Here is a 15,556-nt window from a genome sequence, read left to right as displayed (position 1 = left end):
TGGTGGATCAGGCTAATGTGTTGACATGATCCGGGTTGATTTCATCAAGAAGCTGCTTGTGGAAATAATTCAGGGGTGGACGTCGATACGCTGGTGACGTTTTTATCGCACCTCCGCTTTGTTGCACTGCGGCTGGATCGCGTTCAGTTCGGATGTCCAGCACGTAAGGTTTGTTTTCATTCAGCACGTAGTGAATCGCTTGTTGTAAAGCGGCATTCAGATCAGTGGATTTTTCTACCACTTGCCCCTGAATGTCCGCACCCATTGCATTGGCAATCTGATGGAAATTGAGCTGAGGATGCTGCAGCGACAGATAATCAACGTCGTAGTTGTGGTAACTGGTTGGGTCGGTAGGGTCGGGTTCTACCGGCTTTTTCTTTGGCTCCCAGCCATAAGAGCCAATCACTTCTTCGAGGCCATTTTGCAAGGTATGGTATTCCCGGTTATTGGTGATGATGTACAACACGGCGAGCTGATATTTGGCGGCACTCCACCACACTTGCGGGTAGAACAGGGACGAACCATCACCGACCGCATTGATCACCAGTTTGGGTGTGACCCCCTGAATTGCGGTGGGCTGAATTTTAATTCCCAGCGAAGCGGGCATTGACCAGCCGAGTGAGCCGCCGGATACGCAGTAGTAGCTTACCGGCTTGCTCATTTCCTGATTAAGCGGCATCAGGTACTGAAAGCTTGGACTGTCAGACACGGCCTCATGCACATAGACAAACTCGTTCGCCAGCCCTTGTTGTGTAATGGCCTGAGATAAATAGTGCGGGATCAGTGCCGGGTTAATGGTGCCTGAAGCGTCTTGCTCGGCCTGGAGTAAATACGCATCCCAGTCACCGCGGCGTTGCTCGCTGAGTTTGCTTAATAACTGATTGCGAGCGTCTCTTTCGCGCTGAATGTCATCGGAAACCGGCAATTCGGCCATGACTTGGTTCAGTTTTTCCAGACTGGCTCTGATCCCACCCAGCACGGCATGGCTGCCATAGTAGTTTTTACCTATGTCCCAGGTGTTATTCGACAGGTATAAAATATCTACGGATTCCGGGATTAAGGGGCCATCAGCATAATTAAACACAGTAACCTGAGCCTGATTACTGTAGCCCACCAGAAAAGCCACATCATGTTGCTGATAGATGGCTTGCAGCATGGCCTGATTACCCGGCAGCTCTCCTTGCCAGTGATAATCATCGTTCGGGAAGTTCGCCAAACTACTGAAGGTTTGCAACGCCACAGGTGCACCAACGGTTTGCGCTAATACCTGCAACTGTTCCGAGGCGTTGTCGTACCCGACACCATCACCGGCAATGATGATAGGGTTTTTGGCCTGTGCAAAGCGCTCAGCCAAACGACTGATTTCATCCGGATCACCGGCGAAATTGGTCGGAATACGAGTAATACCCGACAGCTTTTCAGGCAGGCTTGGTAAGGGTTTTGCCATCATGAATTCCCAGGGAATAGATATGAAGACCGGGCCACAAGCAGGGGCTTTGGCTTCTTTGAAGGCCCTTTGCAGCACCAGCGGGAATTCGTAAGGTGTGCGCAGTTCGTGCGACCACTTACAATACTGACTGGCTAGCTCTTTGATATTGGATGAAAGCAGGGGTTCTTGTGTGACCAGCTCGTTTTGTTGCTGGCAGCAAAGAATAACCAGTGGTGTATGAGAGCGATAAGCGTTGAACAGGTTGCCAATACCGTGGGCGATACCCGGGGTGATGTGAACCACCAGTACCCCGGGTTCACCTGTCATGCGTGCAGCGCCCATAGCTGCACCCATAGCAATGTTTTCGTGTAAACATTCGACATATTCGACATTATTTTCGGCGTAGGAGGTGCCGTCGATAATGGGGATTTCATTGGTGCCAGGAACGCCAAAAATTTGGCGAATGTTGAGTTGATTGAGCGCATCGTATAAATAATCGCGCATGACGCGCGGTGGCATGTCAGACATGACTTATCCTTGTTGACAAAGGGTACAGCCCTCTCCCTGTTAATGTGATGTAAACAAAAAGTTACTTTTTGGTATTTCGACATTAGTTCAGACTTTAGTGTTCTTCAAACTTATTTGGTTAAGCTTTTAGCTGTTTCTGAATGATTTTTAAATGACATTAATGTCATTAAAATATTTACTCAAGGTTAAAGCTTTAAGAAAAAAGGGATTTGGTGGATTAGTGTGTCAAAGGTAATCGATGGGTTTAATTTTACTGATTAGTCGTTCAATAATGCAGGGGGCAAGGTTGTTAACATCGCTTCGCGCCTTGATGTTCCAATACTCATCATAATTCAGTGCTGTGTTATCATTTTAATATTATAAACGTCAGCATCCTATCTCACTGTAGGGGCTGGGTTTATCTTCAGTTTTATCTCTCCACTTGAAGGCTATATCGTATTATCAGTTATTACAGTTTGGGTTTTATACTCTTTGAAAGCAAGTCAATCGGTCGATAATAAATAACACGTTAAAGCATTGTTATTTTCGGTTTTTTTATTGGTGTTGTTACAGTTTTTGGGCCGTTTTTCATATATCAGTTTCCGGAGTATAAGCTCAGTTATTTATTAAACTTTTTAGGAGCAAGATTAAGTAATGGTAATATTTTATTTTTAATGGCTTTTTTGGAAAGGATGTAAATTAACTATCTTGGCAAGGTGGGTTAATAAATATAAATCAGTTTTGCAGAAGAATTTCTCTTATTTCAATAACTGTTGAGTCGTGAATGTTAATGCCACATTGAGTGGTATTAACATTTGAGTATTGAAAATTGTGATTCACAGGCGGCTTTTTTCAAGCCGCCTGTTTTTTCAATGAAAGGATTTGTCGCGAAGGCCACTCATCCAGCTTTGGAAGTCAAAGACAGTGTTCATGTGTGTTCTATCGCTGAATAAACGGTTTCAGCATACTTTATTGCTGATTTCCTGTTTCCTGGGGAGTTCTTCTACAGGCGGTTCAGGTTGCGTTAGTGAAGCAATCACAGAAGTGGCGCATCGTGATCCATGTTCAACAATTAGATCCAGAGCGCTGGTAAATAAGAAGTTGCCGTTAGTGATTTCACCCAAGGCAAAAATGTTGGCATGTGCGAATCCTCTGTTATCAAGAACCTGATAGGTTTTATTGAGTATTTGTAACCCGCCATGGGGATGGCTGGCGGCAAGTCCAGAGTTAAAAAGGTGATGTAATAGCGGGGAGTCTGCCTGAGTCAGATCCCGTGCGTTCCCGGTTGCATACACAATGGCATCAGTCTGTGGATTAGTCGCGACGCCAACCTGATAGCTTAATTGCCCGGACTTAACAGCGTTCAACAATTTTATTGCATTCTCTTTCGGAATAGATACCCGTAGTGCCATGGCATTAGACCAGCTATCAGTGAAGAAACGCTGTTTATCTTCCTCGATCAGTTTGCGCCAGATAATATCTAATGCAGCATTGGCGCTGTAAAGAATCGCTTGCCAGCCTCTTGGCCCGTTGGCGAGTTCAATTTCTGTGCTGAGAAAGTGGTGAAAATTGGCCACTGGTGGTGTAGGGAACTGCAGCGATTCCAGTGTATCTTCATTATGTTTTCGGTAGTGGTTGAGTTCTTGCTGGAATAACCGAGCTAAATCAGCAAGCGTTAATGTTCCGAAGTTCTGCTCAATATATCCCGGGGATAAAAATCGATTTCGATGTGTCCCTTGCGTTCCCCGAACACTTGGGAAAAAACCACCTCGTGATCGGAACTGGATCTTTCCTTTATGGCCGCGTTCAAGTAGTCCAATGGCGACGTCGATAGCGCTGAGCCGGGCGCCGACGATGACAACATCATCATTAAGGTCAATGGCACGGGTCACTGAACGCACGGGATACGGGCTTGTAAAGACTTTCGCTGAGTGCTGTTTATGCTCCATGATTTTATTATGTGTGCCGCAAGCAAGAATCACAGCATCACTGTTTAATTGATGTCCGCACTCTGTGGAAATGCTATATCCGGTAGAGTCGGAACAAACCTCAATGGAGGAAACGGCTGCTGCAACCGTCAAAATGAAGATGTTTTTTTCGGCCGCTTGCCGGATAACCCGGTAAAACCGATCTTGCATATAGCGGCCAAATAACGCTCTGGGAGCATAGCTGGATGATTCAATGGTGAAATCTGGATAATCCGGTTGCCATTTTGACTCGTGCGCTTTGAGCCAGTGCATGAAGTCACCGGGTAGATCGGGCAGTCCGGAAATCACACCTGCCTGTGTATTAAGAAGGTTGGAATGACTATCCTCTGTATAAGCATTACCCACACCCCAGACACTTTTTTTCTCAACGACAAAAATCACAACATCCTGATTGGGTTGACAGTTCCAGTGACGAGTAAAAGCATCAAGAAAGGCCAGTGATGACGCTCCGCCGCCGACAAGGGTTAAGGTGATTCGTTTCATCATTCTATTCCTCACATGCATCAGTGGAAGTAAAAAGTAAGCTTCGTAACCCCAGCCCCAGCACTAAAACAGCAACCGAGAAAAGCAAGGCCGTATCGGTATCAAAGAACTGACTGATAAGGCCAGCCCAGAACGAACCGGTTGCCTGAGCCAGATACATGACAATCAGGTATATCGCGATAACACGCGAGAGGATTTGCCGTGGAAAAGAAGATTGAATCTCACCATTGAGCAAGGTGACTGCCATGCTCCAACTCAGCCCAAAAACCATGAGAGCAGCGAAAATGACAGTCAGATTACTGCTTAGCCAGATGGTGGCAATCGACGAGATCATCAGGCTATAACACAACCAGTAACCCTGGTGATTGTGGCGAAGTTTCAGCACAGCCGGTAATACAATAACCGTTAACAGTGCACCCAGACCTGTGGCTCCCATTAAGGTGCCTTGTCCGGCCGTGCTCTGGTTTAAGTGATACTTGGCGATATAAGGCATCATTGACCAGATCACACTGCCAGCAAAGAACAAAACGCAGGCATCGAATGTGCAGCGGCGAAACAGTCCGGAGGCAGAAATTTGTTGCCACGCATTACGTATGGATACAAAAGCTGGCTGGTCGGTACTGGTTGTCCGTTCGTTGTAAAACCCCCGGAAAAAATAGGCTGAAACGGCAAGCAGCATAGCCGCCGTGACTAAGTAAACCTGATAGTAAGCCAGTACAAGCAGCAATGTTCCTGCAACGGCAGGGCCGACAGCACGGGCAATATTGAAACCCAGATTGTTGAGGACAGCCGCATGTCTGATCTGGTCGCCGGGCACGGTCAGCGCAATGCCTGCCTGTGCAACGGGCATGCGGAAGACGGTTGCGACAGAGAATGCAGCTGTAACCCCAACCAGCAATGCCGGGGAAAGCAGCCCCTGCCAGGTTGCGGCTGCTAGGGTTAACGAAACCAGTCCAAGGCTGAGCTGAGCGACAGTCAGAACCAGAGGTTTGCTGAATCTGTCGCCAATCTGACCCGCCAGAATGCCAAACAACAAGAAGGGTAAGGTTGCTGCGACCTGTACCAGCGAGTTGACGGCAGGGGAGGTCGACAAATGCGTTAAAGCGATTGAAGACGTTGTATTCTGAATCCAAATTGCGCCGTTACTCATGATGTTCGCCAGCCAGAAATGGCGGTACTTCGGATTTCTTGCCACAGCAATTAACTCTGCATGCATGATGTCACCTCCTCAGTCTCTGTAGACCAGATGAATTCGCTGGCAGCCCATTGCGCAATGTCGCGGAAAATCTTTTCCATACGTGCTTCGCTATCAGCTTTGACAATTACGTGAATCAGAGCATCGTTTGACATAGTCATGGCATTGTAGTGCAGTCCGGAAACTGCTCTGGATTGAAATCTGACGATACCCTCATGTCTGAAGGGGGGATGTCCGGAACAGATCAAACGGCCTGTCTGTGGCGGAAGCTGGAATCGGCCTCCGAGCTGCCCCGGAACCATGGCTTGTGGGCAAAGTGACTCTGAGTGGAATTCGGCATGCAAATAGGCTTCAACGACATTCACGCCGTAAGCCAGTTCAACTTCAGTGACAAGATCGTTACCTCCTAACCGGCAGGCAATCTCACACAGGGTGATTTGCTGATTGTTTCCCACGAAGCATTCAATATGGAATAGGGAGTGCTCAGGAGTTGGGAAGACATGTTCGAGTAAATATCTGCTGAATTCAGTCAAAGGGCGATAAAGAGGGTTTGATTCAGACAGAGTGTACGAGCCGAGGCTTTGTCCACCAACGAAATCCATACAGTTCCCCACATATTTGGCAGGGCTGCATACAGACATTTTTCCGTTTACTACCAGACCGTCGACGTGAAAGACTTCCCCTTCAATGAAGGGTTCAATGATCATATCCGTAGGGTCAATTTCAGTACCGATTTCAGCCCAATGTTCGCAAGAGGTGACTTTGAGCGTTTGCTGGGAGCCGCGGCCAGATTTCGGCTTTATCACGACCGGGTAAGGTAACGACTGCCAATTGGCAACCTGATTGGCATCCTGTGGCATTGCGGTGACCACGCCATAACGGGCGGCGTGCTGTTTCATCAGGATTTTATCTCTGAACAGTATGGCTTGGTCAAAACGCTGTCCGGGAATATCAAGAATTTCGCGGATGTGTGCTGCTCTGAGTATGTCTCCTTCGGATAAGGCGATGACAGTTTCAATAACAGGCAGCACCCCATTATCGGTTAATTGCTGTAAAAGCGCAGTCGCTGGATGGGAAAAATAGTGATCCAATTCGATGATCACACCAAATTGAGATGTCAGTTCACTTCTGTTTTCTGCAGATAACTGTTCTGTGATTAAGATGCTGTCACCCTGAAAATACGTTTCCCGGATGCGGCGCTGAATAGACAATATAAATTTTTTACTGGATAAAATGAGAGCCGACATAACAATCCTCTGTTGCATCACCTGTTTGTTGATTTAATTGTTTTCATTTATAGCAATCAAATAGATTCAATAACCAATAAATAATATTTCTGTGGTTCATCAATCTGTATGCTCAGCAGGGATACTTGCTCATTCAACGCTGAAATGGAATCACTGCGGTACTTATATATGCAACCGTGTGATCATGATCAGCTTACATGAAAGGTTGACCGTGTTTATTGGTGGATTGGTGTCTCTGAACTGATGATTTTGCTCTTTCTCAATGGTGGGGTTATTTACTCCCTGGACTCACAGGTTACAGTGTGAGAGAGCAAATAATTGCTGTTAAGGCCAATGTAAAAGTGGGTTGACAGAGTGATTACCATTAATCATAGGTATATGTGCCACTACTGATTTTCTACGTGTAGGTCATTGATGATTCATGATATTTTATTCATAACAAAATAGAGAATGGATAAAGTGAAGTGAGAGTGTCATGGTAGCATCGATTCTGCTGGCAGGAATTATTCAGAGTATTGTGCTCGGCGTTTATTTAGCAATGAAAAGTAAAGAGCAGCATGTGTTTTGGTTGCTGGCGGGCATCCATTTTTGCTTTGCGCTGGATCTTTCTCTAAACCTTGCCTGGCATCAAATCTGGCTGACATCCCGCATGAATATGATGTGGCCGCTGCTCTATCCAGTGCTGTTTTTCCTTTTTATTCGTCTGTGTTTAACCCAAAGACCGCTCACTCGCCGGGATACGGTGCATTTGTTACCGCTAGCTGCGCTTAGCTTGTTATGTGCGGACTTGCTTTTTGCGCCAGGTGAGACTGTGCTCACGGCTAGGCATCATTTCTCTGGCATCCTGCTGATTGTTTTCTACCTGGGCTATTGCCTGGCAAGTATCCGGTTTGTGTGGCGTTATCAGTCACGGCAACCACTGTTTCAGGCTAAGCTATCCAACGCAAATTTGCTTGTGTTGTGGGGGATATGCGCCAGTCTGATTTTGGCTCTGGTCATGGTGATACCACAGGTTATATTGGATACGCATTTGCCTTTACCTTATCTGACAGTGTCTTTGCTTCTGTTCGTCATTACCTGTTGCCTGCTTATCCAACCAAAGCTGATGAATTTTGACGTGATGGTGGAATTGCCTGACGAGGAAGCGGATAGCCAACCTGATGGTGTAATGGCGGCCCTGAGTCAGACGGTCCTGATGCTGATGGATGAAAAACACTACTATCTGAAGCCGGAGATAAGCCTGTCGTCGTTGGCCGGGGAAATGGGTGTGAAACCTTATTTGCTGACACAGGTGTTGAATCAGACAATGGGGATCAAGTTTTATGATCTGGTCAACCAGCGACGTATTACACATGTTTGTGCACTGATGGAAAAACGCCCTTCAAGCGCAGTGCTGGAACTGGCATTTGAATCTGGTTTTAACTCGAAATCTACATTTAACGCGGCATTTAGAAAATATCAGCAGTGTACGCCATCGCAGTACAGGACTCGGCTTAAAGGTGCGAATTAGCCAATTCGGACGTCTGATTCCCGTATCCGGACGCTTTATTCTCCAATCTTCTTATTCTGGAGGTCCAGAAAAAGGAGAAAGTCATGATGTTAAAACTACTTTGCAAGACAGGCTTTATTACTGTGTTAGCGGGGCTGACGGGTTGTAATTCAGACGATAATGACAGTAAAAATACGGCGTATACTCATGTTTATCCTGCGCCAGATGGTCCTTATCGGGTCGGGGTGGCAGCCTGTGATGTGTTGGATGCCGGATTGGACAGTATGAGCCCGATCCCGAATCAAACGCGTCGCCTGCCCATCAAAGTGTATTACCCAACGAAACAAGAAAACGGAACATATCAATCTTACTTCGATAGATGGGGCCATCAGGTCGGCTACCTTGACCGGGTACGGCCGAAAGACGTGCCTGTTCATCCCAACCAATTTAAATTGGACGAACTCGCTTCCTGGTCGCAAGCTAATGTTGCGATTGCACCGGCGGCATCGGGAAGTGGCTGGCCGATACTCTTCTATTCTCATGGCGCGTTTTTATTTGAGGTTGATAACACTGAGCTTTTGGAAGATCTCGCCAGTCGTGGTTATGTTGTTGTATCCATTAATCATACCTACATTTCGGGAGTCGCCAGTTTTCAGGATGGCAGCTCAGAGGGCACTTATTTGCCCTCTGATGCTAAAGACGTGGGAACGGATAAAGGCTTTGCGTATTTTGATCAGGTTGTTGCACCGCAGATTACACATGACGTTATCTCTGTCTATCAGTGGTTGTCCAGACATACTGAACGGTTTGATGATCAGTTGGATGAAAGCCGTATCGGGACTCTGGGTTACAGTCTGGGCGGATCGGCTGCCATGAACAGCTGCGCCGAAATGCCGGACTGTGTGGCCAGTGTCAACATGGATGGTCTGCTGCTGGGGGATGTTCGTACACAGCCACTCAATAAACCTTTATTGCTGTTGCAAACCCCAAAACAAGTGCTTGCTCAGGCGTTTGAAGACAATGGACATGAGACATACCTGCTGACTGTCGCCAATACGAATCACCGGGATTTTATGGATCAAAACCGCTGGGTGGTTGGCTATCGATCAGGAATTGAGGGCGATCTGATGCACGCGATTGTGAAACAAAGTGTGGGGACTTTCTTTGACCGTTATCTGAATGATACCGAGATTGAATGGCCGGAGTCTGATGCTGTAACGATTCAAGTAAAATAAGCACGGAAGTCAGTGGTGTTATAAAAGAAGCCACATCAGAACCGCTCACCGTTGGGCGGTTTCTGATGGTATTCACTTCCGGTCGTGCGCCGGAGAGACACGTTCAGGGGCATCTACTCTGTGCAGACAGAACTGGCATTGAGTGAAACTTTACATGTGTTGTGCTGAGGCTGATGCCAGTAACGATTGTCAAAAGCAGCGTTGCAGCCGGCATCTTCCATCAATGCCACATCACCGTCGCACAACAACATCACGGCATGATCGCCCTGAATGTCTAATATCATCTGATACTCGTTGAGTTTAGCCAGTTTGTCGGGTGCTGAAGACATGGCGTTTGCGATGATTTGTTCATCCGCCAGATTGTTTATTTCGCCAAACTTAATTTCTCCATCTACTGCTTGCGCGACATCTTTTAGGATTGACGCCAGGTCGTACATTGCTTCGTCGGAATACTCTGCCTGAGCGGAGCATGACGTTATTGCCATCAACAAAGCGAGCTTGATTAACAGTTTCATAATTTTTCCCATGCGGTTAATACACCGTTTTCACATTGGCCAGTATCAAGGTTCCAGTCCTTAAAGAAGTCTGTGGGCCCATTTTTAAAGACAGCCTCAGCCGTTTTCTCCCAAAACAATTGGATGGTCGACACGGCCCGCTCAAATACCTCGTCATAGTGTTGGATGCCATGCGGGGTTTGTAATTCTGCGATGAATTCACGATTTACTTCTTCTGAAAGCGGGTAAGTCAGGCCTTGCGAAGAGGCAACATGTCGAGCCCAGGCAAAAAGTTTGTGGGATTCTTCTGCGTTATTAACCACGAATTGAAAACCGTGATGCCAGCGGTTAATGTCTGGTGGACACTCTTGAGCGTAGTGAGGGTAAACCGCGACCAGGGCAGTCTGCCAGACATCATGAATGATCAGATCGATGGAATCTTCATTGCTATCATCCACGCAGCTACCAATATTTTCTTTCACTCGGTCTGCGAGGCCAATGTTCCCTAAATTCATGACCTTATACCAAATATAAGTATCCTGATGCATTTCGCATATCCGGTGATCTTTGGCGTTCTCACTGTAAGGGCCAACCTTCAGCTCAACAACCGGGTGGATGGTGATATCCGCAGCGACATGAGCAATAAATCCACATAACCAAGCAAATGCTTTTTCTTGGTTGCGCTCGTCCAGTCTTTTGGTGAGATCAATCAGGGTAGCAATGAATTTACCTACCTTGTTGTAGTGCATCTCATCTGCCCATTTATTTTGAGCATGATTTCCGACTGCAAGGTAGGGGTAATCTGGGCTGACACACCCAAATTCTAAAAACGCTTTGTATTGAGACAGCGTTTTCTTCACGTGTTTCGGAACGTTCAGCTTTCTGAGCGCAGTATTCTCAGAGGCTTTATTGACTGCTGATATATGAGCAAATGCACCAGGCATAATCTTCTCCATTCATATGGCTGGAGAGATTGTAGACGGTGTGAATGAATAATTATGCGATCTGTTTCCTATAATGACAGTATTTTTATGTCACGATCATCGTCAGAATGCCGTTTTTCTTAATGCTAAAGCGATAACACCGCGAACCACACCTTTTTTAAATGCGCGCTTCTGTTTATTCTGCTTTTTTCTATGTTTTGATTTACGTATATTGTGCGTCAACTAACCAGTTTGCTGCTTTTGTCAGTGATGCAAGATGTTTTTCAATTGGGTCAGTGATTTGCAGCGATTAAGCCAGGTCACTGAGGTGAGCTTCCCTGGCGCAAAGCAAGGAGAGAAGAGAAAGTGTTGGGTATTGAAAATGTATGGCTGTTTGTTGTCTCCGGCTTGTTACTGAATCTGATTCCCGGACCTGATTCGTTGCTTATTGCAGGGCGCGCCGCGACACAGGGATTTAAAGCGGGCTCTGCAGCTGCGCTCGGGATTGGTTCCGGGACGCTGATCCACATTATCGCCGCCGCCCTGGGTTTGTCGGCTGTGCTGGCCACCTCTGCGACCGCGTTTACTGTGGTTAAGGTGCTGGGTGGGGCATACCTTATTTATATGGCAATCAGTATGTTCAGAAGCAGCAGTGCGGCCGGCAACACTGAGGTAATGCAAAAGCCACAGGCATCGCTAAAGCGCATTTACTATCAGGGATTCATCACCAACCTGTTTAACCCCAAAATTGCTGTTTTCTTTCTGGCATTTATGCCGCAGTTCATCTCTGCATCCAGCGATAATAAGGCATTGGCATTCATTGTGCTGGGACTAATTTTTAACGTGAACGGCATGTTATGGTGCCATCTGATTGCCTGGGCATCGTCTTCACTCAGCAATAAATTGTCCGTTAGCATCACGACTAAGAAGTGGCTGTCCAGAGTCACCGCTAGCTTATTTGGTGTGTTTGGGATCAGGTTGTTGCTCACTTCACAAAGCTAACCGGTATGAAGCAGAGAAGCGTGAAGAATCTTTCTGAGGGTTATAAACAAAAAAGCGAGGCCATAAGCCTCGCTTCGTTTTACTTCGTCATCAGGATTGATCAATCCTCGATGTAGTTCTCAATGCCAGGGCAAGAACAGATCAGGTTACGGTCACCGAAGACGTTATCGACACGGTTGACGGTTGGCCAGTATTTGGCGCCTTTACTGTGCGCGGATGGGTAGCAAGCCAGCTCGCGGCTGTAAGCGTGGATCCATTCGGCATCCATCAGATCAACCTGAGTATGCGGTGCATTGACCAGCGGGTTGTCTTCCAGCGTCCACTCACCAGCCTGAACACGGGCGATTTCCTGACGGATGGCAATCATGGCGTCACAGAAGCGATCCAGCTCGGTCAGATCTTCCGACTCGGTCGGTTCAATCATCAGGGTGCCGGCGACTGGGAAAGACATGGTCGGCGCGTGGAAACCATAGTCCATCAAACGCTTCGCGACGTCTTCTTCCGAGATACCAGAGGCTTCTTTCAGCGGACGGATGTCGATAATGCATTCGTGTGCAATACGGCCTTGAGTACCGCGGTACAGCACAGGGTAGTGATCACGCAGGCGTTCCATCACGTAGTTAGCGTTCAGAATGGCCAGCTTAGTAGCCTGAGTCAGTCCTTCCGATCCCATCATCGCGATGTAGGCATATGAGATAGGCAGGATAGACGCTGAACCCAGCTCGGCAGCAGAAACGGCGTACTGAGCACCTTCGGTTGCTTTCACTGATTCAACGTGGCCTGGCAGGAATGGTGCCAGGTGTGATTTCACACCGATAGGTCCCATGCCCGGACCACCGCCGCCATGCGGGATACAGAAGGTTTTGTGCAGGTTCAGGTGAGAAACGTCCGAACCGATAAAGCCAGGGTTGGTCAGGCCAACCTGTGCGTTCATATTGGCACCGTCCAGATACACCTGACCGCCTGCGGCGTGAACCAGTTCGCACACTTCGCGCACCGCTTCTTCATACACACCGTGCGTCGACGGGTAAGTAATCATGATGCACGACAGATTGTCGCGGTGTTTTTCAATTTTCGCTTTCAGATCTTCGACATCGATGTTGCCGTTGGCATCACAGCCAACCACCACAACTTTCATCGACACCATGGCAGCAGAAGCCGGGTTAGTACCGTGCGCCGAACTTGGAATCAGACACACGTTACGGTGGCTGTCGCCATTGGCAGCATGGTAGCGTTGAATGGCAATAAGACCGGCGTATTCACCCTGTGCGCCAGAGTTAGGCTGCAGGGAGAAGGCATCGTAGCCGGTGATTTCACACAGCATTTCAGACAGCTTGCTCGCCAGTTCCTGATAACCCTGAGTCTGATCGGCCGGTGCAAACGGGTGCAAGCCGCCAAATTCAGGCCAGGTAACAGGGATCATTTCTGCTGCGGCATTGAGCTTCATGGTGCAGCTGCCCAGCGGGATCATACCGTGGGTCAGAGAATAGTCTTTGTTTTCCAGTTTCTTCATGTAACGCATCATTTGCGTTTCACTGTGGTACTGGTTAAACACAGGGTGAGTCAGGAACTCTGTGGTGCGGCGACAGCTTTGCGGAATAGCGGCAAATTCGTCAGCGGCAATATCGTCTGTGAAAGCAGTGGCTTTCAGTGCCTGACCGGTGAAGACCTCCAGCAGTTCTTCGACGTCAGTGACTTTGGTGGTTTCATCCAGACTGACACCCAGTTTGTCGTTGTATTGGCGCAGATTGATACCGGCAGCCAGTGCTTTCTTGTAGATAGCGTCGGTTTGTTTGCCTGAGTTGATGGTCACAGTATCGAAGAAGGTATCGTTAACCAGTTCCAGACCAGCGTTACGCAGACCAGCAGCCAGAATTGCCGTCAGGTGATGAACGCGGCGACCGATTTTACGCAGACCTTCCGGGCCATGGTACAGCGCATAGAAGGCTGCCATATTGGCCAGCAGCGCCTGAGCGGTACAGATGTTAGAAGTCGCTTTTTCGCGGCGGATATGCTGCTCACGTGTCTGCATTGCCATCCGCAGCGCCTGATTGCCTTTGGCATCTTTTGAAACACCGATGACACGGCCTGGCATGGTACGTTTGTGCTGATCTTTGGTTGCCATGAAACCGGCATGCGGACCACCAAAGCCCATTGGTACGCCGAAGCGTTGTGCACTACCGATAACAACGTCAGCACCCATTTCGCCCGGCGCTTTCAGGATAGTCAGCGCCAGCAGATCGGAAGCAACCGCAACCAGTGTTTTCTTGGCGTGTGCTTTTTCAATGATGTCAGTCAGATCGGTAATAGCACCTGTTGTGCCCGGGTATTGAACCAGCGCACCGAATACGTCGTGGTTGTCCAGCTCTTCAGCTTTGCCACGGATGATCTCAATACCTATGTATTCTGCACGGGTCACGACCACGTCGATGGTTTGCGGGTGCAGGTCGGTAGAGATGAAGAAGGCTTTGCTCTTGCTCTTGCTGGCACGCTGACACAGGGTCATGGCTTCTGCGGCTGCAGTGGCTTCGTCCAGCAGGGAGGCATTCGCCAGTTCCATGCCGGTCAGATCCATGATCATCTGCTGGTAGTTCAGCAGTGATTCCAGGCGGCCCTGAGAAATTTCTGGCTGATACGGTGTGTAAGCCGTATACCAGCCCGGATTTTCCAGCACGTTACGCAGAATGACATTCGGCGTTAAGGTGTTGTAGTAACCCTGACCGATGAAACTGCGGTTGATGACGTTCTTACGGGCAACAGTCTTCAGCGCAGACAGCATGTCTGCTTCGCTTTGCGGCTGATCCAGCTTCATCGCCTCTTTCAGACGGATGGAAGCCGGTACAGTTTCTTCAATCAACTTGTCGATGCTGTCGGCGCCAATGGTCTGCAGCATTTTTGTCTGCTGTGCGTCATTTGGGCCGTTGTGACGGGCAGCGAAAGCTTTGTCGTCACTGAGTGCATGTAAAAGGTTCATGTCGGTCATGGTTCTTTCCTGAACAGTTACTACACATTGCCAGTGAATATCTGGGCAATGGCGAGAATTCTCTTGGGTGGAAAAACGGCTTTCGTGTTGAAAGCCGCGGTGTTCCATTACTCTTCGATAGCCGCCTGATATTGGTCAGCATCGATCAGTTTGCTCAGTTCTTCAACGTCAGCAATCTTGATTTTAGCAATCCAGCCGCCTTCGAACGGTGCTTCATTGATCAGTTCCGGGCTGTCACTCAGTTCTTCGTTGATCTCAACGATTTCGCCTGTTACCGGGGCATAGATGTCAGAGGCCGCTTTCACAGATTCAACCAGAGAGAAAGACTCACCGGCTTCGGTGCTGTCGCCAACGTCTGGCAGGTCTACGAAAACCACGTCACCCAGCAGGCCCTGAGCGTGGTCAGTGATACCCATGGTGATAGTACCGTCGCCGTTGTCGCGTACCCACTCGTGGCTTTTAGTAAACTTTAGGTTGCTCATTTAAATCTCCTCGCGCAATGTTTCTGCATCTTTGTTATTTGTGAGGGCAGGCGGGAATCGAAACTGCCTGCCGACCATTTTCTTTCATATTAAAATGAA

11 protein-coding genes are annotated in these 15,556 nt (G+C 48.1%); 3 read left to right on the top strand and 8 right to left on the bottom strand.

Going from position 1 to position 15,556, the window contains the following annotated elements; genetic code table 11:
• Nucleotides 1-7: 7 nt before the first annotated feature.
• From IFO68_RS01495 to IFO68_RS01480, 4 genes are all read right to left on the bottom strand, one after another.
• Nucleotides 8-1,957 (bottom strand): thiamine pyrophosphate-binding protein, encoded by a 1,950-nt coding sequence (locus IFO68_RS01495; protein WP_192014018.1) that lies wholly within the window; start codon nt 1,955-1,957, stop codon nt 8-10.
• A 938-nt stretch (nt 1,958-2,895) separates the two neighbouring features.
• Entirely contained in the window at nt 2,896-4,410 is a 1,515-nt protein-coding gene (locus IFO68_RS01490; protein WP_192014016.1) for an FAD/NAD(P)-binding protein, read from the bottom strand.
• 1 nt (nt 4,411) lies between these two features.
• Nucleotides 4,412-5,623 carry an MFS transporter gene (locus tag IFO68_RS01485; RefSeq protein ID WP_192014014.1) on the bottom strand — a complete coding sequence of 404 codons (1,212 nt, stop codon included), beginning with the start codon at nt 5,621-5,623 and terminating at the stop codon, nt 4,412-4,414.
• A complete protein-coding gene (locus IFO68_RS01480; RefSeq protein ID WP_192014013.1) occupies nt 5,608-6,849 on the bottom strand; it encodes an ATP-grasp domain-containing protein in 1,242 nt (413 codons plus the stop codon). Before IFO68_RS01480 ends, IFO68_RS01485 begins: the two co-directional genes overlap by 16 nt.
• A gap of 475 nt (nt 6,850-7,324) precedes the next feature.
• Between IFO68_RS01480 and IFO68_RS01475 the strand changes: the two genes are divergently transcribed.
• Both IFO68_RS01475 and IFO68_RS01470 read left to right on the top strand, forming a co-directional pair.
• Nucleotides 7,325-8,359, top strand: a complete 1,035-nt coding sequence (locus IFO68_RS01475) for a helix-turn-helix transcriptional regulator (protein ID WP_192014011.1) — start codon at nt 7,325-7,327, stop codon at nt 8,357-8,359.
• Nucleotides 8,360-8,442: 83 nt separating this feature from the next.
• Entirely contained in the window at nt 8,443-9,573 is a 1,131-nt protein-coding gene (locus IFO68_RS01470) for an alpha/beta hydrolase (protein ID WP_192014009.1), read from the top strand.
• A gap of 113 nt (nt 9,574-9,686) precedes the next feature.
• On the opposite strand, the gene IFO68_RS01465 is transcribed toward IFO68_RS01470, so the two are convergent.
• A complete protein-coding gene (locus IFO68_RS01465) occupies nt 9,687-10,088 on the bottom strand; it encodes a hypothetical protein (RefSeq protein WP_192014007.1) in 402 nt (133 codons plus the stop codon).
• Entirely contained in the window at nt 10,085-11,011 is a 927-nt protein-coding gene (locus IFO68_RS01460) for a zinc dependent phospholipase C family protein (RefSeq protein ID WP_192014005.1), read from the bottom strand. The genes IFO68_RS01465 and IFO68_RS01460 overlap by 4 nt, the downstream gene beginning before the upstream one ends.
• A 345-nt stretch (nt 11,012-11,356) precedes the next feature.
• Here IFO68_RS01460 and IFO68_RS01455 point away from each other — a divergent pair, with 345 nt between their 5' ends.
• Nucleotides 11,357-11,992, top strand: a complete 636-nt coding sequence (locus IFO68_RS01455) for a LysE family translocator (protein ID WP_192014003.1) — start codon at nt 11,357-11,359, stop codon at nt 11,990-11,992.
• Nucleotides 11,993-12,092: 100 nt separating this feature from the next.
• Here the strand turns inward: IFO68_RS01455 and gcvP are convergent, their stop codons facing one another.
• Together gcvP and gcvH are read right to left on the bottom strand one after the other, a co-directional pair.
• Complete coding sequence (gcvP, locus tag IFO68_RS01450) at nt 12,093-14,975, bottom strand: aminomethyl-transferring glycine dehydrogenase (protein ID WP_192014001.1); 2,883 nt, start codon at nt 14,973-14,975, stop codon at nt 12,093-12,095.
• 107 nt (nt 14,976-15,082) lie between these two features.
• Entirely contained in the window at nt 15,083-15,457 is a 375-nt protein-coding gene (gene gcvH / locus IFO68_RS01445; protein WP_192013999.1) for a glycine cleavage system protein GcvH, read from the bottom strand.
• Nucleotides 15,458-15,556: the final 99 nt, after the last annotated feature.

Origin of the sequence: Photobacterium arenosum (genome assembly GCF_014841115.1) — a bacterium.
GTDB classification, from domain to species: domain Bacteria; phylum Pseudomonadota; class Gammaproteobacteria; order Enterobacterales; family Vibrionaceae; genus Photobacterium; species Photobacterium arenosum.
This window is presented reverse-complemented; position numbering and strand designations above follow the sequence as displayed.